Source organism: Chitinophaga agrisoli, assembly GCF_008386695.1.
GTDB classification, from domain to species: domain Bacteria; phylum Bacteroidota; class Bacteroidia; order Chitinophagales; family Chitinophagaceae; genus Chitinophaga; species Chitinophaga agrisoli.
In genome coordinates this window covers 1,018,172-1,037,796 of record NZ_VUOC01000002.1, presented here as the reverse complement: position 1 = coordinate 1,037,796, position 19,625 = coordinate 1,018,172, and the positions used below count along the sequence as shown (strand labels likewise).

Here is a 19,625-nt window from a genome sequence, read left to right as displayed (position 1 = left end):
ACAACACTAAACAAATAAGCACCTCATCACTGCCACACATCAGCACATTAGCACATCAGCACATTGCTACTGCCTCCCCACAGTCCTATCCAGCTCAATCCGGGCAGAGAGGTAATCGTAAACGGCTTCCAGGTAATTCAACTGCGCGGTGGTAAGCGCCAGTTCCGCATCTGTTAACTCCAATCTCGATGTCACACCTTTCTGGTAACGGTATTGCACGATCGTATAACTTTCCCGCGCAGTGGTCCTTACCTGTTCCTGTGTTTGCATCCTTTCAAAAGTTTCTTGCAGGTTGGCCACTACCTGCCGTACTTCCGTCTTCAACGTCTCATAAGCGTCTGTCAGCACAATACCGGATTGTTCATGCGCTAGTTTAGCCTGTCTGATCTTTGCGAGGTTACTGCTGCCGCTAAAAAGCGGTACCGTTACCTGCGCGCCGGCAAAAGAGGCAGAGGGCCAGGAAGCGTCCGTGAACTTAAAACGCTGTGCCTGCGTTTGCAGCTGGTACTGCCCCACCAGGGACACTACCGGCAAACGCCGCGCTTTGGCCAGTGCTATACCCTGTTCGCTGATCTGTTGGTTAAGGTTCAGCTGCAGCAGGTCCGGACGGTTAGTCCTGGCTTCTTCGTATACTGCGGCTTCCTGCGGTAATACCGTTGCCGCCGGGTGCAGCAGGGAGTCCGTAAGGGATACTTCCTGCAGGGAATCCAGGCCTATCAGGGTGATCAGCTGCAGCTTGCCTACATCTATCGCTTTGTTAAGCCGAAGGATATCCGGCTCCAGGTTCTTTACGCTGGTAAAGGCGCGCAGGGTATCTACCCGTAAGGCGCGGCCTTGCGCCAGCAGCGAGCGGGCGTCCTGCAGGGCTTTCTCGTTACGCTCCAGGCTTTCATGCTGTAGCTTCAGCCTTTCATTCAGCACCAGTATGCCCAGGTAAGTGCGTTTCACCGCCGCGGTAATGTCGATCTCCTTTACGGCATGCCCGCTACGGGTAGCTTTTTCTGCCAGCTGCGCCTGGCGTTGCGCTGGTTTAGCAGCGGGATTATATACCGGCTGTGAAACAGACAACGCAGCGGTGAACTGGTCCTTGCCGCCAAAACGGCCATAAGGTACTTTATCGCTACCAGCCTCACTTTCGCCAAAGCCAAAGAATACCGGCAGCTCAAAATAGTGCGCGTATTGCGCGCCCAGGCCCGCGGTGGGCAAAGAGAGGCTGCGCGCTACCCGCCGCTGTTCCTGCGCTATGGAAATATCTATACCCGAAGCCTTCAGCGAACGGTTATGTTTTACCGCCAGCGATACCGCCTCCTCTAAAGAAAGGGAAAGTCTTTGCGCATGACCGGCAGGCCCGTACAGGAATACGGCGGCCGATAATAAAGCGCTATATAAAATGGATCTTTTACTAATCATAATACATCGTTTGTATGAACAGACACAGGGTGTACGGCGGCAGGCGCCGCTGCATGCGACCCGTTAAGCCCCCCTGCTGCTTTGGGCCTGGCAGGACGGGAGAAATAAGCGTAAACTGCCGGGATCACATACAGCGTAAGCACACCGGCGAAGATCAGACCACCCACTACCACAATACCCAGCGAAGTACGGCTGCCGGACGAGTTGCCCAATGACAGCGCAATGGGCAACGCGCCAAAGATCATGGCCAATGTGGTCATCAGGATGGGACGGAAGCGGGATACCGCAGCGGCTACCACCGCATCTGCTACGTTTACGCCCTCCTGTTTGCGGTGATTGGCAAACTCCACGATCAGGATCCCGTTTTTGGTGATCAGCCCTATCAACATAATGATGCCTATCTCGCTGAAGATGTTAATGGTCTGACCAGTAAGCCAAAGGCTCAACAACGCCCCCGTTACGGCCATAGGCACTGTAAGCAGGATAATGAACGGATCTATCAGGCTCTCAAACTGTGCGGCCAGCACCAGGTAAATAAGGATGATAGCGAAGATGAAGGCAAATAGCAGGCTGGAGCTGCTTTCCGCATAGTCGCGGCTCTGGCCGGCCAGGTCCGTGCTAAAGCCCTTGGGCAATACCTTGGCCGTAATATTGTCCAGCTCTTTGATCGCCTCGCCCAGGCTTACACCGGCAGGGGGCGTAGCGGAGATAGTGACCGCATAAGCCTGGTTATAACGGTAGATAGCCGGGGGGCTAATCCCTTCTTTCAGGGTTACCAGGTTATCCAGGGATACCATCTCGTTATTACCCGCCCTTACAAACAGGGAGCGCAGGTTCTCCGGCGCTGACCTTTCCGTGCGGTCCAGCTGTCCTATTACTTCATACTGACGGTCATTGTAGATAAAATAGCCATAACGGCGGCCGCTCAGCGCCAGCTGCAGGGTACGGCCCACTTCCTGGGTAGAGATGCCCAGCTGGGCGGCCCGCTGCCGGTCAATAGAGATGCTGATCTCCGGCCGGTTCACCTTAAAATCAGGGTCCTGGAAACTAAGCTTGCTGCTTTTATATACCTCGCCCATCAGCTTAGGCATTACATTGATCAGCTGCTGCAGGTCCGGCGCCTGTATTACATACTGCACGGGCTGCGTGGTGGCAAAACCGCCAATGGTAGGTATCTGGATGGGGATACAGATCACGTTGCGGAACCGTTGTACAGCGCCCATCAGCTTCTGGTATACATCTGCCTGCGACATTTTGCTTTTACGGTTCTTGGGGTCTTCCAGGAAGATCCACTGGAAACCGCCATTCACCGGCTGTACCAGGGTGCCCACGCTGGCGGCAATACCGGCATAGGTACGGCTGTTGTTGAGGTCCGGGATAGAATCCGCTACATAGTTGCTGATCTCCTTCATGGTGGCCTCCATACTTTCGTAGGAGGTGCCTTCCGGCGCAATCACCGCCAGGCCTATCATGGAACGGTCTTCCAGCGGCGCCAGTTCAGAAGGCAGCCGGGGCGCCAGCAGGTACGCTATCAAAAAGGATAAGCCCAGCAACACAAATCCCATCCACCGTACTTTAAAGAAGCCTTTCAGCGTACGGGCATAGGCGTTATTCAGCGCTTCAAACCAGGGCTCTGTTTTACGGTATAACCAGCCATGGGTAGCGCCGGCCTTTAACAGGTAGGCGCTCATCATAGGGGAGAGGGTCAATGCCACAAAAGCCGATACCAGTACAGACCCCGCCACCACAATAGCAAACTCACGGAATAAACGGCCGGTAATACCACCCAGGAACAGGATAGGCAGGAACACCGCAGCCAGCGTAATGGTGGTGGAGATCACCGCAAAGTATATTTCGTTGGATCCCTGCCGCGCGGCCTCCAGCGGGTTCATGCCCTGCTCCACCTTACTATAGATGTTCTCCAGCACCACAATGGCGTCATCCACCACCAACCCAATGGCTAATACAAGGCCCAGCAGCGTCAGTACATTAATGGAGAAATTGCCGATATACATAATAAAGAACGCGGAGATAATAGATACCGGGATAGCAATGATCGGTATCAGCGTACTGCGCCAGTCACGCAGGAAGATAAAGATGATCAACGTCACCAGGCCAAAGGCCAGGATCAGCGTCTCTTCCACTTCTGACAGTGAGTTGCGCACCGGCACGGTAAAGTCCTTACCCAGGGAGATGATATACTCCTTTGGCGCAGATTTTACGATCTCGTCAAAACGTTTTTTGAACTCGTCTACAATAGCCAGGGAGTTGGCGCCCCGTTGTGGTTGCACGCCCGTGCCTACTCCAAAAAGGGCGGTGGCGCCTTCCACTTCTATCATGGCCGTACGCTCGTTCTGGGACGACATTACGGCGGTACCAACATCCCGGAACCGCACTATCGCGCCATCCTTCTGGCTCACGATCATGTTATTGAAATCTTCTTCCGTTACCAGCCTTCCCTGGGTACGCAGCGTCACTTCCGTATTCTGTCCTTCAATACGGCCGCTGGGAAGGTCTACGTTCTCCCGTTGCAGCGCGCCCTGTATATCCGATGGCGTTAGTCCGTAGGATGCCAGCTTAACAGGGTCCATACGCAGGCGCATGGCGCGTTTACGGCCGGCATACGTATCTACGATACGTACCCCCGGAATGGACTGCAAACGCTCCTTGATATTGATGTTCACAAAGTCTGTGATATCTTCCAGGCTCTTAGTATTACTTTTTACGGTAAGGAATACCAGGAATTCCGGCGGACCGGATTTTTCCACGATGGTAGGCTCAATATCCGTAGGCAGCTGCTGCCGGGATTTGGATACCTTATCCCGTACATCATTGGCGGCAGCCTCCAGGTCTGCATTCAGGTTAAATTCTACCGTGATCACGCTTACCTGCTCACGGGAAACAGATGACATAGCGCGGATACCATTGGCTTCCGCGATGGCTTCCTCCAGGGGCTTTGTCACCTGGGAAGCAATTATATCGGCGCTGGCGCCCGGGTATACGGTAGTTACGGTTACGATGGGCGAATCCGTTACAGGATACTCGCGTGTGCCCAGGAACGAATAGCCTACGATACCAAAAAGTATCAGCAGCACAGACATCACCCCGGCCAATACGGGCCTGGAGATGCTCATTTGAGAAATGGCACTCATAAAAATTGTTTAATAAATAAAAGAGGAAAAAAAAGTTCTTAGTTGATGATCATTCGTTGGCAGTGAAATGCTACTCAGTACGCATTAGGTGATGGTGGTGTATATAGAAGACGGGTATGCTTTCACCGGGTATTGTATTTTTTACTTAACTGTCACAAGCTCCACATTAGCGCCAGGCGTAAGACGCAGCAGGTTGCTGGTAATAACCGTATCACCGGCAGACAGTCCTTTCAGTATCTGCACATCATACGCCCCACGCTGTCCTATCTGTACTTCTGTGAATTGTACCGCCTTGTTCTTAGCCAGGTATACCGCATATCCTTTTGCAGAAGGCATCAGCGCCTGACTGGGGATCTTAAGCGCATTATCCGCCGTGCGGAGGGCCAGCGTTAAACGGGCGCTCTGTCCCGGTACCAGGGCGCGTTGCGCATTAGGCGTAATAGCGCGGATCAGCAGTGTACGGGTCTGCGCATCAATCTGCGATTCCTTGGCAATTACCGTAGCATGATATAATGTGGTATCAGAAGCCACGGTAAAGGCCTGCTGTTCGTTCATGCGGATAAGATGCGCATATTTCTCCGGCACCTGGAACTCTACCTTAATACGGCTGTCGTCCACAATATTGGTCAGCTCCGTGTTGGGCGATACCAGTGCGCCCGGGTAGGCGCGGATAATACCGATACGGCCATCAAACGGCGCCCGGATACGTGTTTTGGCAATGGTTACCTGTAATGCGCGGATCTCCGCTTCCAGTACTTTCAGGTTGGTGATGGCCTGATCATAATCCTGCTGCACGGCGGCATCATGTTCTATCAGGTCTTTCAGACGGGCCTCGTTCAGGGCCGCCAGTTTTTCCTGCTGCCGCAGTCTTTCCAGCTGCGCCTGCAGATCGGCATCGTCCAGCTGAAACAGCAGGGCGCCCGTGTTTACTACGTTACCTTCCTTCACATGTACCTGCACTACTTTGCGGGGCAGCTCGCTTACAATGCTTACTTCCTGGTTAGCGACCAGGGACCCGGTGATCTCCAGCTCATCGCTGAAAGAGCTGGTTTTTACTATATGCCCGTCTGCCGGTATCCCTGCCGTGGCTGCAGCAGCCGTAGCTGTCGCCTCTTTGTCATTGGCCTTGCTGGCGCATGCCTGCAGCAGCAAGCTGCCGCCGGTGGCCAGTAGCAATGCATATAAACCGGATTTGAATAGTGTTACTTGACGCTTCATAAAAGGGTACTTATTTAATTGATTCATTGAAATGTTTCTATATATTGAAGGCTGCAAAGCCACTTATTATAAATTGTATCAGACTCATTTAACCTGTTGAAATACCTTGTGTTCTCCCTCACAATCCATCGAAGTGTTTTCACGCTCCATCCTAACCGGCCGAGCCTCTACTGTTCGCTCTCGACCTTTTCTTATTCCTCACCTTTTCTTATTTTCTCACCATCCTGCCTCTCACGACCTTTTCCTATCACCACACCATCCCGCTACCTCCTAATGACCTATTCAAATACTTCTATAGATAAGAAACTCCAAAAACCCAAATGGTTTACAACAGGTCACAAAGCTATCGATCTATTGAAATGTTTCAATAAGTTAACTGTAAAAAAACTGTCAGCTTTTAAGACCTTGCAAAAACGCTACATACTGGTCAATAATACCCGTATTCAAATGGTATTTCACATACCGCCCTTCTTTTACCGGTATAAGCAGTTCTGCGTCAGAGAGTTGTTTAAGATGATGGGATATAGATGGCTGTGTGAGGTCAATAAACTCATATACGTCTGAACAATACAGACAGTCCTGGTTCTTCCGCAACTCCTTCAATATCAACAACCGGTTAGGATCTGCCAGCGCTTTGGATATTTTCTCCACTTTCTTTGTGTCCATAACATATCATTTAATCGTACTGCAATCGAATTGCAAAATTAAGATATAAAAAGAAAACTATAAGGTATTCCAGTCCGATACCAGTTCTTTTAACAATTTCTGTCCCTCCGGCCAGTCGCCCAGGCCGGAACTGGCATTGATATGTCCCTTGGCTCCCGTATTGACAAAACGGCTGCCCCAGGCATCGGCAAAGAAATGCGCCCGCTCCAGGCTTACATATTCATCATTGGTGCTGGTCACCACAATACTTTTAAAAGGCAATTGCAGTAAGGGGATGGGGGTAAAACCCGTAGCTTCTTTCGGGAAACCCTGGCTTTCTGCATCTGCCGGGGCTACCAGCAGCGCGCCCCTGATCTTTAATTGGGTCTGCGCTGCCCAATGCACCAATGCAATACAGGCCAGGCTATGGGCTACGATCACTACCTGCGGGCCGGCCAGCGCCACCTCTGCCTCTATACTGGCTACCCAGTCTGCGCATACGGGCGCGTCCCAATTTTCCTGTTCTATCCGTCTAAAGCCGGGCTGTTCCTCCCAGATGGTCTGCCAGTGCATAGGGCCTGAGCTTCCCAACCCGGGGGCTGTCAAAACGCTTATGTCCATAAGAAAGAGGTAGGTTCGAAGAATGGTATACAATGTATACAAAAACATCCGTAAAAAGAAAGGCCGAAGGAGTTCGGCCTTTTTAATGCTAAAATTCCACGTTATGGCACTCAGGTCCATAAGATCTTAGCAGATATCGTTAGTCGCGCATGATAGTTTTGAAGAAAGAATTGAAACAGCTCCTGGCTGTGATATTGTCCCCTGTTAACTGTAGTTCGTTTAACTGCCGGTCATTGGCGAAGGTGCAGGCTTGAACCAATGCTGTCACTAAAGGCCAGCTATTAATGACGTAATTTTTGACGTAATTTTCGACATACTCTTCGAAAAAAGTATAAAACAAATGTAGCACAATTAGCCAATAAACTTCAAATTCCGTTGGATGCCCTTGAACTTGGACCGTTTCAGCGGCGAATGGCGGAACAGCTCGCGGAAACTCTCTTCCGTAAGGGCTTCCCAGTCGCGGGTACGGAAGTTCAGCACAGCCGGTACAGGCGTGAACTCCACATTGCTGTTAGGTTTGGAAAAACGGTTCCAGGGGCATACATCCTGGCAGGTATCACAACCAAACATCCAGTTATCAAAACGGCCCTGCATTTCATCCGGTATCAGCAGCTCCTTTAGCTCGATGGTATAGTAAGAGATACAACGGCTGCCATCCACCACGCCCGGCTCCACCAGGGCCCCGGTAGGACAGGCGTCCAGGCAGCGCGTACAGCTGCCGCAGTAATCGCCCGCGGCGGAATCGTACTCCAGCGCCAGGTCTGTGATCAGCGTAGCAATAAAGAAAAAGGAGCCAGCCTGTTTGTGGATCAGGTTCCCATTCTTACCTATCCACCCCAGACCGCTGCGCTGTGCCCAGCTGCGTTCCAGCACCGGCGCAGAGTCTACAAATCCGCGGCCATTTACCTCCCCAATGGTTTCCTGTATACGTTGCAGCAGGGTATTCAGCTTAGCCCGGATCACCTCGTGATAATCCTGGCCATAGGCATATTTGGCAATACGGGGCGCATCTGCCGGCTGCTGTTGCTCCGGGTAATAATTAAGCAGCAGGGTGATAACGGATTGGGCATTATCTACCAGTTTCCGGGGATCGATCCTTTTATCAAAATGGTTCTCCATATAATGCATGGAGCCGTGCATGCCCTTATGCAGCCATTGTTCCAGGCGGCGGGCATCCTCGTCCAGCTGCGTGGCGCGGGCTATGCCGCAATGGTCAAATCCCAGTGCCGCAGCCTGCTGTTTGATAAAGACGGTATTTTTCTCCGTTGGCGTCATAATGCAGCCGCAAAGTTAAGGAATGGGATTGGGATTAAGCCCTGCCTGCCAACCATCGGTACCCTCACATCTGCACATCCCCGATTAGCACATTAGCACATCCGCCGCCCCCGCCCGCGGCGGAAACTCCCCTTTTCGTGCTAAACGCTATAATCAAAAAAATCCTAATTTCGTTCCAGATTTATCCCTGCATATGCGAATTACAAGAGTAGTACTACCTATCCTAACCGGTTGTTTGTTAACACTATCAACCGTTGCACAGGAAAAGAACAACATTAAATACGGAAAGATCACGCCGGACGATTTCAAGAAAACTGCCTACGAACAGGATACCAGCGCCCATGCTGTGGTGCTGGCGGATATTGGCTCCTCTGAATTTGAGGCTGACCGGCAATATCTGCGCCTGGTATATAAACGCCACAAGCGGGTAAAGATCGTGGACAAGGCCGGTTATGATGAGGCTAGTGTAACCTTATACCTGTATAAATATAATAGCCAGGACGGGGATAAGATGCCCACACTCAAGGCCAGTACTTATAATCTCGAAAACGGTAAAGTGGTGGAAACCAAATTGGATAGCAAAGATATATTCAGCAAAGAGGAAGAAGATAATTGGATATCCAAAAAGTTTACCCTGCCCGCGGTAAAAGAAGGGTCTATTATTGAATATACTTATACTACCACTTCCCTGAATAATTTCCGGCTGAGGGCCTGGGATTTTCAGGGGGAATATCCCCGCCTTTGGAGCGAATATACCGTAAGTATCCCTGAGTTCTTTGATTACATTTTCATTGCACAGGGGTATCAGGAAGTAAAACGTGATCCGCGGAAAGATGGCATGAAAAGTTTTCCCTTCCGCGGGGACATTCAGGCTTTTGGCATGAGCACGGGTCAAACAGAATATTCTAATGTGAGTGCTAATGTAAGCACGTACCGCTGGGTGGCAAAGGATGTGCCGGCCTTGAAGGCAGAACCTTTTATCACCACGTTGGACAACTATGTAGGTAGGATAGACTTTCAGCGGTCTGTCGAAAGACCGTCCCCCGGTGTGGTCAAACAAGTAATGACCACCTGGCCCAAGCTGTCTGAGGAGATGATGAAGGAAGAGCGCTATGGCGCTGCCCTGGATAAATACAATGGCTTCCTGAATGATGATGTGGAAACACTCACAAAAGGCGCCACAACAGACGAAGAAAAGGCCCGCCGGATTTATAGCTTTATAAAAAACAACGTTACCTGTACCGGCCATTATGCCCGCTATATGGACAAACCATCGCTTAAAAGCGTGTATACTGGTAAGAATGGAAACGTAGTGGACATTAACCTGCTGCTGGTGGCTATGTTACGTAAGGCCCACCTTACTGCCTATCCCGTTATGCTCGGCGCCCGCAATGAGGGATATGTAAACCCGCTCTACCCCCTTTTAGACCGCTTTAATTACACTATAGCGCAGGTAGAGCTGGATGGTAAGCCCTGTTACCTGGATGCCAGCTACCCCCTGGGCTTTGGCAAGCTGCATAGCTCCTGCTATAACGGCCACGCAAGGGTGATGGATGCTGCCGCCACGCCCGTTAGCTTTGATGCGGACTCCCTGCTGGAACAGCAATTCACCGCGCTGCTCATCATGCAGGACAGCACCGGCATGAAAGGTACCTATCAGCAACGGCCCACCTATTTTGGCTCTTATAGCCTCCGTGATCAGGTGCGTGATAAAGGAAAGGATGAATACTTCAAAACATTTGAAAAGGCCTTTACCAATGTACATAATACCTCCATTGAAGACCTGGATAGCCTGGACAAGTCCGTGATGGTGAAATGCGACTTCGACTGGCAGCCGGGTGAGGAGGATATGTTGTACATCAATCCCATGTTCGGACAAGCGACCAAAGAAAACCCTTTTAAATCGCCGGACCGTAAATACCCGGTGGAAATGCCTTGCACCATGGACGAAATCTATACGCTGAATCTGGAGATCCCCGCTGGTTATGATGTGGAAGAGCTGCCTAAATCCACTATGGTCACCTTTAACGAAGATGAAGGCATGTTCCAGTATATGATCGCACAGGCAGAAAGGAATATACAGTTCCGCTGCCGCATCAAGCTGAAACGGGCTAATTTCCGGCCGGATGAATATGAAGCGCTGCGCGGCTTTTTTGATATGATCGTAAAGAAACAAGGGGAACAGATCGTTCTGAAGAAAAAAGCATAACATCGATCCAACGCTATTTTATGTATAAACTATTGATCTCGTTTTATTATATATGCCTGCTGCTGGCAACTTTGCCGGCATTGGCAGGCGATCCTCAATACCCTGCCTCCACCATCCCGGCCGCATTAAAAGAGAAAGCGCATGCTGTAAAACGCATGGAGGAGATCACCTTTACAATGACAAGCAGCAATGAAAGCCTCTATACCAGGCATTATGTGATCACTATATTGGATGGCAATGGAGAAGATAATGCGCACCTGTTAGTGCCTTACGATAAGCTGCGGGAAATACGCGCTATACACGGCGTTTTATATGATGCGGACGGTAAAAGCGTAAAGAAGCTGAAACAGGGATACCTGGAAGATATTGGGCTAACGGATGGTTTTTCTATTGCGACAGACGACCGCGCAAAGAAATATGCTTTCTATCATAGCACGTTCCCTTATACCGTGGAATTTGAAGTGACGATGCGTTACAATAATACCTACATATTCCCGGACTGGGTGCCGCAGGGCCAGCGCGATCTGGCGGTAGAGCAGAGCCGCATCAGTGTGAGTGTGCCGGCTAACTATAAACTGCGTTACCGGGCTTTCCACTACCAGGGCGAGCCCCGGATAGCCACAGAAAAAGAGAACCGCATATACACCTGGGAGGCAAAAGGGATGAAAGCCCGTACAGACGAAGTGTTTGCACCCGGCTGGAATACATGTACTACTGCGGTATGGCTGGCCCCCAGCGATTTTGAGATGGAAGCCTACAAAGGAAACATGAACAGCTGGGAGGAATACGGAAAATTTATGTACCAGCTTAACAAAGATCGCGATCAACTGCCGGAAGCTGCCAAACAAACCGTACATCAATTGACCGATGGCGTCAGCGACCCCCGGCAGAAGATAAAAATATTATACCGCTATCTGCAGGAACACACCCGTTATATCAGCATACAATTGGGTATAGGCGGTTGGCAAACCTTTGATGCAACGGCTGTAGCGGCCAAAGGCTATGGCGACTGTAAGGCCCTATCCAACTATATGTGCGCCATGCTGAAAGAGGCGGGCATCACTGGCTATTGTACCCTGGTAAAGTCAGGCAACGGCAGAACGGATATGGAGCAGGACTTTCCCAGCAACCAGTTTAATCACGTTATAGCCTGTGTACCCATGGGCAAGGATACCACCTGGCTGGAGTGTACCAGCCAATTATTACCTGCCGGCTACCTGGGCAGTTTTACCGCCAACCGTCCCGTGCTGATCATAACAGAGAAAGGCGGTAAGCTGGTACATACGCCCGTATATGGGGGAGACGAGAACCGGCAATTACGGCATATAAACGCCAGCATTACCCCGGAGGGGAACGTACTGGTGCAGGCGCATACCGTAATGACCGGCGAACAACAGGATGATATGCAGGGCCGTCTGCATGTGTGGAGCAAAGACCAGTTAAAGCAGTGGATAGGCTCCTCTCTTGACCTGCCCAGCTATGATATGCAGCATTACGAGTGGAAAGAGCTGGGCACCGCCATCCCCGGCATTAATGAAGACCTGACCTTAACAGCCCGGAACTATGCAGCTATCAGCGGCAAACGGATGTTCATAGAGCCCAACCTGCTTAATAAAAGCAGTATGCGCATCAACAGCGAAAGTCAACGGGAATCTGAGATCCGGCGCACCTTTTCCTTTGTTGATGTTGACTCCGTGCAGATAACTATACCTGCAGGATACCGGACTGAAACCCTGCCAAAGATCACATTGCTGCATACGCGTTTTGGTACCTATTCCAGCAGGGCAACCGTACAGGATAGCATCGTTACCTACGTGCGCACCATGAGTTGCGAGGCCGGCGTATACCCGGCCACCGCCTTTGCAGAGCTGCAGCAGTTTTACGACAACGTATACAAGGCAGACCGCGCAAAACTGGTATTTGTGAAGAATGAATAACCGCTTACTTCTCCCGTACACTCACTGATATATGCCTATCTTTCTTCCGCTCATCATCCGGCGCTGTAGCCGGCGCTTTGGCAAACTGGGAGCCATATCCCTCTGCGCCCTGTAACTGGGCGTTATCCGTCTTCAGGGTTTTAAGCGCTGCCAGCACCGCGTCTGCCCGTGACTGTGACAGGCGTATATTGCTAAGGCTATCGCCGGAACGGTCCGTATATCCACCCACTTTGATCCGGGCCTTAGGGAAGGCTTTGAGGATGGCGGCAATATTCTGTACCTGTCCCTGGCTTTCCTCCATGATCTCCGCGCTGCCGGTGCGGAAATTCAGGTTATCAAAATCAAACCATACATCTTTACCCGCAGGCCGGCTGTCATCTTTCAGGAAGGCCACCAGCTGGTCTTCAATACCGCCTTTATAGGCATTGAGCACGGTGCCGTCCGGCAGGGATACTTTAATGCTCTCGCGGGCTACTTCTGTGCCGGGGCTGGCAACCTGGGCCACCGCGGTATCCGCCATGTTATTGGCCGCTATGGTATCCGTGGCTACTGTTTCGGTAGTGCTGCCGCCACAGCCTTTCACCAGGTACCATAGCAATATAATGGCTACCAGTATCAATAGGAGCGACCATATCCAGCGGGGACTGCCACTGGCGCGCCGGCCGGTTTGCCGGATGGACTCCGTAGCCCTGGCGCCCGCATCACCCAGTCCAGCCGTAATACCGCCTAGTTTTCTGCCCAGTTCTGAAAGGCTGCCTAAGCCCAACAACCCGGCCAGGTTAAAACCGGAGGGTACCGCCCCCAGGATATTATCCTTCTGGCTGTTAAGGAAGGAAAGGAAGCCGCCTGCATTCAGGTTCTCGTCTTCCGCATACTGCCCCACCGTACCCAGGGTAGCCGGCGTAGCGGCATTAAGCAGGGTGCTGGCAGATGATTCCTTAATACCCGCAAAAGTGGCGATAGAAGTGATCAGCGTAGATACTTTGCTGCCAAAAAGGTTCTGCAGCAGGCTGGTGCCCTTGCTAAGCCAGCCGCCGGCATTATTCTGCAGGGAGCTGATCAACGTGCCGGAAGAGTTAGCCCCGGTAGCATCTTTGGCAGCCTGTAACGCGCCGCTGGGATCGCCCTGGGAGCCAGCTTTATATAACAATCCGGTGAGTACGGCCGGTACAATACCGGTAATGGCCTTCTGGATGCCGGATTCGCTCTCGCCAAGCTGGCCCGCGGCCTGGGAGATCACGTCGCCGGTAAATAATCCTTTTACAGTGTTAAGCAAGTCAAAAGACATGTAGCTGTATTTTAGAGGTGAACAAATGATAAAGAACCATACATCATATAGTAAATAGGGCTAACGCATATAAAACAGCTACCCGGTAGATTTGTTTAAAAATGGATGGGCCGGGTATAAGTATGGCGGGGTGAACAATTAGATAAGGAGGATAGCTACACTTCATAGGGGAATGACCGGCGTACATCTGTATCAGGAGGGGCGTAACCCAAGATCCGGCACATCCATACAATTTGCCCCTTGTGATGGCATTCATGCGTCAACACCTGCGTAAACGCCTGTAATGGTGTGGCGGTCCCTGGTCCCCAGTCTTCCGGCACAGGAGTAATGGGCGTATCCAGGTCTTCACCGTATTTTTCCAGGAAAGCAGCCACCAGCTCATTTACCCGCCCGTAAAGCCGCCGGATCTGCGGGATGGTCGTAAGTTTTTCATTCGTCAACCGTTCTGCCGGCTGGTGCAGCCCAAAATAAGACAGCCAGTAAAAATAACAACTGGCATTATGTTCCAGCAGCTCACAGATGGTCTTGTTGTTATAAACCGGAACAGGGGTATTAATGTCTTTACCCATTGTAGTTTCGATAAAGTCCAGCACAATCTCCCTGGAGTATTGTACCATCATATATTGTTGTTGTAAGATCATCCCAACAATTTTTTAGACATGTTCATCGCAAAGATATATCCTATAATAGCTGCTACCTGAAAGATTAACAGGCTTTTACTTATAAAACTGAAAAAAATGCAGGAAAAACATGCCCAATATGTCAAAATTGCTGAAATAATGCGTTGGACCGTCTTTTGCAATTACTCCCGCGATCTGCATCCCGGTAATCAGCAAAAGACAGGTGGTTTAGGCGGGAGGGCAGCAAGGAAAATGAGGAGATAGATGTGAAGAATGGAAAGGATTTTGAGGTTGAAGATGTGACGAGAGGAAAAGGTAAGCGTGTTGTAGATGAACAGGTATCTTGTGAAGATGATCAGGTAGTGTTTGATGTGAAGTGTGAAACAAGTGAGTACAGGATTTGACGAGAGCGCGTGAGGAGGATAAGCAGGGATGGCGTGCAGTTTGAAAGGTACCTTTAAGAAAGAGAACAGTGCAATGGATGTGATGAGCGAACAGTGAGAGCGATGTGAAGAATGGAGTGAACAAGGAGAAAGTGGGATGGGATGTGAAGAGACGGATGAGTCGAGGCGGAGGAAAGAGGATAAGTGAGTATGGAGTGAAGAGGAACAACGTGAGATGGACGTGAAGAGTGGACGGATCAGCGAGAAGAAGCTTACCAGGTGTAAAAGATGAAGCGAGTGAAGATGAACGGTGAAAACGAGTGAAGTTAACGCCACGAGCAAGTGAAGTGACCAGGAGAAACAGGCATAAGGCCTGTTGTGATAAAGACAATGTGTGGTTGAGTGGCAACAGAAATTCCCGCAGGCGCCACCTGCCAGATGCCGAAAGCTGTTGGCCGGCTTTAGAAGCCGGCCATGGATGACGGATCAAATTCAACACAAAGGAGAAAACTATTTATATGAATCTTAACAATTTTACCATCAAGTCGCAGGAAACCCTGCAAAAAGCACAGCAGCAGGCGTTCAACGACCAGCACCAGTCCATCGAGACCGGGCACCTGCTGAAGGCGCTGCTGGACGATGATGATAATGCGATAGATTACCTGCTGAAAAAGAATGATGTAAACACCGGCTTTATTTCCGGTAAGCTGGATGATCAGCTGAAGAAATACCCGCGGGTAGCGGGGGCGGAACCTGGCCAGTCACTGAGCCGGGAAGCTAACAATGCCCTGCTGCGTGCCGGCTCCTCCATTAAGGAGTTCAAAGATGAATTTGTAAGCGTAGAGCATCTGCTGCTGGGTCTTTTAGGCGGCAGCGATGATACCGCTAAACTGCTCAAAGATGCCGGCCTTACGGAAAAAGGCCTCAAGGCTGCTGTAAAGGAACTGCGCAAAGGCAATACCGTTAACTCTCAGACCGCCGATACACAGTATAACTCCCTGCAGAAATACGCCAAGAACCTGAACGAACTGGCCAGGGCCGGCAAGCTGGACCCTGTGATAGGCCGGGACGAAGAGATCCGCAGAACGCTGCACATCCTCTCCCGCCGTTCCAAGAATAACCCCATCCTGGTAGGTGAACCGGGTGTAGGTAAAACAGCCATCGTAGAAGGCCTGGCGCACCGTATCATTAACGGTGATGTGCCGGATAACCTGCGCTCCAAGACCATCTTCGCCCTTGATATGGGCTCCCTGATGGCGGGCGCTAAATACCGCGGCGAGTTTGAAGAAAGACTGAAAGCGGTCGTAAAAGAAGTAACAGAAAGCGAAGGACAGCTGATCCTGTTCATCGACGAAATACATACATTGATCGGCGCAGGCGCCATGGAAGGCGCTATGGATGCCGCCAATATCCTGAAACCTGCCCTGGCGCGCGGAGAACTGCGGGCCATAGGCGCCACCACCCTCAACGAGTACCAGAAGTACTTTGAAAAGGATAAAGCGCTGGAACGCCGCTTCCAACGGGTAATGGTGGATGAGCCTACCGTAGAAGACGCCATCTCCATCCTGCGTGGATTAAAAGAACGCTATGAAAGCCATCACCACGTATTAATAAAGGATGAGGCCATCATAGCAGCGGTAGAACTATCACACCGCTATATTACAGACCGTTTCCTGCCGGATAAGGCCATTGACCTGATAGATGAAAGCGCGGCTAAATTGCGCCTGGAAATGAACTCCATGCCGGAAGAGCTGGATGAACTGGAAAGAAGGATCCGTCAGCTGGAGATTGAGCGCGAAGCCATTAAACGGGAAAACGATGAAGACAAGCTGTCTGAGCTGAATGCGGAAATAGCCCGCTTAGGCGAAGAACGGAACACCTTTAAGGCCAAATGGCAGGAAGAAAAAGAAGTAGTGGATAAGATACAGAATGCCAAAGCCGCCATCGAAAACCTGAAACAGGAAGCCGAACAGGCAGAGCGTAACGGCGATTACGGCAAGGTGGCAGAGATCCGCTACGGAAAAGTAAAAGAACAGGAACAATTAGTAGTAAAATATACTGCAGAGCTGAATGATCTTTCAGATAACCATAAACGTTTACTGAAAGAAGAAGTGGATGCGGAAGATATTGCAGAAAATGTGGCAAAAGCTACCGGCATACCGGTTACCCGCATGATGCAAAGCGAAAGAGATAAGCTGTTAAGACTGGAGGATGAACTGCATAAAAGGGTAGTAGGACAGGAAGAGGCCATCATTGCGGTGGCAGATGCTATCCGCCGTAGCCGCGCAGGATTACAGGATCCCAAACGGCCCATCGGCTCCTTTATCTTCCTGGGTACTACCGGGGTTGGTAAAACAGAGCTTGCCAAAGCCCTGGCAGATTACCTGTTTGACGATGAAGGTATGATGACGCGGATAGACATGAGCGAGTACCAGGAGAAACATGCCGTAAGCCGCCTGGTAGGCGCGCCTCCGGGATATGTGGGTTATGAAGAAGGCGGTCAGCTTACAGAAGCCGTACGCCGTAAACCTTACTCCGTAGTATTGCTGGATGAGATAGAGAAAGCCCACCCGGACGTGTTTAACATATTGCTGCAGGTATTGGACGATGGCCGCCTTACAGATAACAAAGGCCGCGTGGTGAACTTTAAGAACACCATTATCATTATGACCAGCAACATGGGCAGCCATATTATCCAGGAAAATTTTGAGAAGATCAACGATAAGAACCGTGAGGACATAGTGGATAATACCCGCGAAGAAGTGATGAACCTGCTGAAGCAAACCATCCGGCCAGAGTTCCTGAACCGCGTGGATGAAGTGATCATGTTCCAGCCGCTGATGCGGGAAGAGATCAAGGGTATCATTAACATACAATTACAACAGCTCAAAGAGTTGATGGCACGGAATGGCATGATACTTGAATTCTCTGACTATGCGCTGGATTACATGGCTACACAGGGTTACGATCCGCAGTTTGGCGCAAGGCCGTTAAAGCGCCTTATCCAGAAAGAGGTGGTGAACCTGCTGAGCAAGAAGATCCTCTCCGGAGAGATTGATAAGAGCAAACCTGTGCTGGTGGATGTGTTTGATGGGGTGGTAGTAGTGCGGAACAATGGTAACGGCCAGTAATAAACGCAAAATAATAATATAGATGAATATCACGTGTAGTATACACGTTTCAACGATATAAATAACGATATACAGTTACAGGAAATACCCGGGCGATTCTTCGCCCGGGTTTTTTATTTAAATTTGGATAAACGGATACTAATATGATAGGCGACAGAGAAAGACGGTTTATGCAAATGGCGGTGGCGCTCTCCCGCAGGGGAATGGAAAATGGGGATGGCGGCCCGTTTGGGTCCATTGTAGTAAGAGGGGAGGAGATCGTAGGACAAGGCTGGAACCAGGTATTGTTACGCAACGATCCCACCGCGCACGCGGAAGTAGTGGCCATACGGGATGCCTGCCGGCATCTGGGCACTTTTCAGCTGCATGATTGTGAGATCTATACTTCCTGCGAGCCATGCCCCATGTGCCTGGGCGCTATTTACTGGGCCCGCCCGCAAAGGGTATATTTTGCCAATACCAAAGAAGATGCGGCCGCTATTGATTTTGATGATTCCTTTATCTACCGCGAGATAGAAATGCCGCATAACGAGAAGAAGATACCGTTCATTACATTCCCGGACCAGGAGGCGCTGCAGGTGTTTAAGGACTGGAAGGAGAAGGGGGATAAGACTTTATATTGATGTGCACATCATTTTTTATTCACAAAATAAAAGATCCAGAAAGCAGCCAGCAATAAGAAAAGCACCACCATTACGATCAGCGCCAGCTCTATATTATGCCCCAGCCGGCGTTTACGGCGGGACTGGCGGCGTAGCTTACGCATCAGCTGCCATTTCATCTGCCTTACCACCACCGGTATCCGCTCTTTCTGCTGAATAGCGGCTAATCCTTCCAGGGCGTCGCTGCACAGTTCACAATCCGCTACATGTTTTTCTATCTCATGCTGCTCCGCAGCGCTCAGTTTGCCCTGTACATAGTCCAGCAGCTGCTGTTGTGCAGGGCATTGCCCGGTTACTACAAATATGTCGTTAAGATCCGCTTTCACAATATTGCAAATTAACGTTTATGGCTGGTTTGTTTGTCCAGTTGTTGTTTTAAATTCCTTTTACCGTTCTGTATATAGCTTTTTACCTGTAGCAGGGTATAACCTGTTTGTGCCGCTATCTGCTGGTAAGATTGTTTATCCAGGTAAAAAAGCCGTACGCAGGTGCGTTGCTCAGTGCTCAGGGTAGCCAGGGCATGCTCCATATCTTCCAGCAGCTGGTCCTTTTCCCGGTATCCGGAATTATCTTCCAGCGTAGCCGTACCCGGCATGTTCTTATCAGTAACTTCCTCCTGGTATTTGGTGTGTTTTTGCCGTAGCTGCATCAGGCAATGGTTCTTCATTACCTGGTATATCCATGCCCGAAAGTACTGTATTTCGTGTTTATTCACGTCTGATAGTACCTTCAGGAATACCTGTTGCACGCCATCCCGCGCATCTTCTTCGTTCTTAAGGTATTTCATGGCCATACCCAGCAACAGCACAGCGTACCGGTCAAACAGGATACCTATCCAATCGGTATTGCCGTCCGTTTTATAGCGGCGTAATAGATCTTCGTCAGTCAGTGGCAGGTTATTATTCACAGGGTAAAGATAAAATGCTTATATGATAGATGAAGAATTTCTGTAATTCCATAAAAATAATGTGCTAATGTGCTGATATGCTAATGTGCTAATTGGAGCGGTGGAAAGTAAAGGGTTGAAAATCAGTTAAGGCGAGAGGGAGTGTGAGTGATTGAAAATCAGTTAAG

General features: G+C 50.4%; 14 protein-coding genes. 4 read left to right on the top strand and 10 right to left on the bottom strand.

What is annotated here, in order from left to right:
* Window positions 1-66: 66 nt before the first annotated feature.
* From F0L74_RS11535 to queG, 6 genes are all read right to left on the bottom strand, one after another.
* Window positions 67-1,410 (bottom strand): TolC family protein, encoded by a 1,344-nt coding sequence (locus F0L74_RS11535; protein WP_149838015.1) that lies wholly within the window; start codon window positions 1,408-1,410, stop codon window positions 67-69.
* The gene (locus tag F0L74_RS11530) at window positions 1,407-4,562 is read right to left on the bottom strand and encodes an efflux RND transporter permease subunit (RefSeq protein WP_149838014.1); all 3,156 of its coding nucleotides are present in this window, start codon (window positions 4,560-4,562) and stop codon (window positions 1,407-1,409) included. Before F0L74_RS11530 ends, F0L74_RS11535 begins: the two co-directional genes overlap by 4 nt.
* Window positions 4,563-4,703: 141 nt before the next feature.
* Complete coding sequence (locus F0L74_RS11525) at window positions 4,704-5,780, bottom strand: efflux RND transporter periplasmic adaptor subunit (RefSeq protein WP_149838013.1); 1,077 nt, start codon at window positions 5,778-5,780, stop codon at window positions 4,704-4,706.
* 390 nt (window positions 5,781-6,170) lie between these two features.
* Window positions 6,171-6,446, bottom strand: a complete 276-nt coding sequence (locus tag F0L74_RS11520) for an ArsR/SmtB family transcription factor (protein WP_149838012.1) — start codon at window positions 6,444-6,446, stop codon at window positions 6,171-6,173.
* Between the two features lie 57 nt (window positions 6,447-6,503).
* Window positions 6,504-7,046, bottom strand: coding sequence for an RBBP9/YdeN family alpha/beta hydrolase (locus F0L74_RS11515; protein WP_149838011.1), 543 nt, complete (start codon window positions 7,044-7,046; stop codon window positions 6,504-6,506).
* Between the two features lie 351 nt (window positions 7,047-7,397).
* Window positions 7,398-8,321 carry a tRNA epoxyqueuosine(34) reductase QueG gene (gene queG, locus F0L74_RS11510; RefSeq protein WP_149838010.1) on the bottom strand — a complete coding sequence of 308 codons (924 nt, stop codon included), beginning with the start codon at window positions 8,319-8,321 and terminating at the stop codon, window positions 7,398-7,400.
* A 235-nt stretch (window positions 8,322-8,556) separates the two neighbouring features.
* Between queG and F0L74_RS11505 the strand changes: the two genes are divergently transcribed.
* Together F0L74_RS11505 and F0L74_RS11500 are read left to right on the top strand one after the other, a co-directional pair.
* Window positions 8,557-10,530 (top strand): DUF3858 domain-containing protein, encoded by a 1,974-nt coding sequence (locus F0L74_RS11505; RefSeq protein WP_188315968.1) that lies wholly within the window; start codon window positions 8,557-8,559, stop codon window positions 10,528-10,530.
* Window positions 10,531-10,550: 20 nt separating this feature from the next.
* Window positions 10,551-12,467, top strand: a complete 1,917-nt coding sequence (locus tag F0L74_RS11500) for a DUF3857 domain-containing transglutaminase family protein (RefSeq protein WP_149838008.1) — start codon at window positions 10,551-10,553, stop codon at window positions 12,465-12,467.
* A 4-nt stretch (window positions 12,468-12,471) separates the two neighbouring features.
* Here the strand turns inward: F0L74_RS11500 and F0L74_RS11495 are convergent, their stop codons facing one another.
* Window positions 12,472-13,755, bottom strand: a complete 1,284-nt coding sequence (locus F0L74_RS11495; protein ID WP_149838007.1) for an OmpA family protein — start codon at window positions 13,753-13,755, stop codon at window positions 12,472-12,474.
* A gap of 155 nt (window positions 13,756-13,910) precedes the next feature.
* Window positions 13,911-14,396 carry a DinB family protein gene (locus tag F0L74_RS11490; RefSeq protein ID WP_149838006.1) on the bottom strand — a complete coding sequence of 162 codons (486 nt, stop codon included), beginning with the start codon at window positions 14,394-14,396 and terminating at the stop codon, window positions 13,911-13,913.
* Between the two features lie 880 nt (window positions 14,397-15,276).
* Between F0L74_RS11490 and clpB the strand changes: the two genes are divergently transcribed.
* Both clpB and F0L74_RS11480 read left to right on the top strand, forming a co-directional pair.
* Window positions 15,277-17,889, top strand: a complete 2,613-nt coding sequence (gene clpB, locus F0L74_RS11485) for an ATP-dependent chaperone ClpB (RefSeq protein WP_149838005.1) — start codon at window positions 15,277-15,279, stop codon at window positions 17,887-17,889.
* A gap of 143 nt (window positions 17,890-18,032) precedes the next feature.
* The gene (locus tag F0L74_RS11480) at window positions 18,033-18,512 is read left to right on the top strand and encodes a nucleoside deaminase (RefSeq protein ID WP_149838004.1); all 480 of its coding nucleotides are present in this window, start codon (window positions 18,033-18,035) and stop codon (window positions 18,510-18,512) included.
* An 8-nt stretch (window positions 18,513-18,520) separates the two neighbouring features.
* Here the strand turns inward: F0L74_RS11480 and F0L74_RS11475 are convergent, their stop codons facing one another.
* The gene (locus tag F0L74_RS11475; protein ID WP_188315967.1) at window positions 18,521-18,877 is read right to left on the bottom strand and encodes a zf-HC2 domain-containing protein; all 357 of its coding nucleotides are present in this window, start codon (window positions 18,875-18,877) and stop codon (window positions 18,521-18,523) included.
* Between the two features lie 11 nt (window positions 18,878-18,888).
* Window positions 18,889-19,458, bottom strand: a complete 570-nt coding sequence (locus F0L74_RS11470) for an RNA polymerase sigma factor (protein WP_149838002.1) — start codon at window positions 19,456-19,458, stop codon at window positions 18,889-18,891.
* Window positions 19,459-19,625 lie beyond the last annotated feature (167 nt).